The sequence below is a fragment of the Burkholderia sp. Bp9099 genome (assembly GCF_003857805.1).
Classification (GTDB): Bacteria; Pseudomonadota; Gammaproteobacteria; order Burkholderiales; family Burkholderiaceae; genus Burkholderia.
In genome coordinates, this window is record NZ_QTPU01000094.1 from 1 (window position 1) to 1,049 (window position 1,049).

General features: G+C 66.1%; 1 protein-coding gene. It reads left to right on the plus strand.

The features are described 5' to 3' along the window. Positions 1 to 1,049: NAD(P)/FAD-dependent oxidoreductase (locus DIE17_RS37030; protein WP_185735434.1), on the plus strand; the 1,049-nt coding region annotated here is incomplete at both ends.

The window sequence follows — 1,049 nt, forward strand, 5'->3', positions numbered from 1 at the left end:
CAATACGGCCCGCGCGAATCGATGGAATACGACGTCGTGATCGTCGGCGGCGGCCCGGCCGGGCTGTCGGCCGCGATCCGGCTCAAGCAGCTGGCCGCCGAGAAAGGCACCGAGATCGGCGTGTGCGTGCTCGAGAAGGGTTCCGAGATCGGCGCGCACATCCTGTCGGGCGCGGTGATGGACCCGCGCGCGATCACCGAGCTGTTCCCCGACTGGAAGGAACAGGGTGCGCCGTTGAACGTCGAGGTGACCGAAGACCGCTTCCTGTTCCTGTCCGAGAGCAGCGCGGTCACCACGCCGAACTGGGCGCTGCCCGACAACTTCAAGAACCACGGCAACTACGTGATCTCGCTGGGCAACGTCACGCGCTGGCTCGGCCAGCAGGCGGAAGCGCTGGGCGTCGAGATCTTCCCGGGCTTCCCGGCCGCGGAGATTCTCTACAACGACGACGGTTCCGTGAAAGGCGTCGCCACCGGCAACATGGGCGTAGGCAAGGACGGCGAGCCGACCGAGAACTTCCAGCTCGGCATGGAACTGCACGCGAAGTACACGCTGTTCGCCGAAGGCTGCCGCGGTCATCTTGGCCGCCAACTGATCTCGAAGTTCAAGCTCGACGCGAACGCCGATCCGCAGGCGTACGGGATCGGCATCAAGGAACTGTGGGAAATCGATCCGGCGAAGCACAAGCCGGGCCTCGTGATCCACACGGCCGGCTGGCCGCTGAAGTCCGATACGTACGGCGGCTCGTTCCTGTATCACATGGACAACAACCAGGTCGTGGTCGGCTTCGTGGTCGGCCTCGGCTACACGAACCCGTACCTGTCGCCGTTCGAGGAGTTCCAGCGCTACAAGACGCACCCGTCGATCCGCGCATTCCTGGAAGGCGGCAAGCGTGTGTCGTACGGCGCGCGGGCGATCACGGCCGGCGGCCTGCTGTCGCTGCCGAAGACGGTGTTCCCGGGCGGCGCGCTGATCGGCGACGACGCGGGCTTCCTGAACGCATCGCGGATCAAGGGCAGCCACGCGGCGATCAAGACCGGCATGCTGGC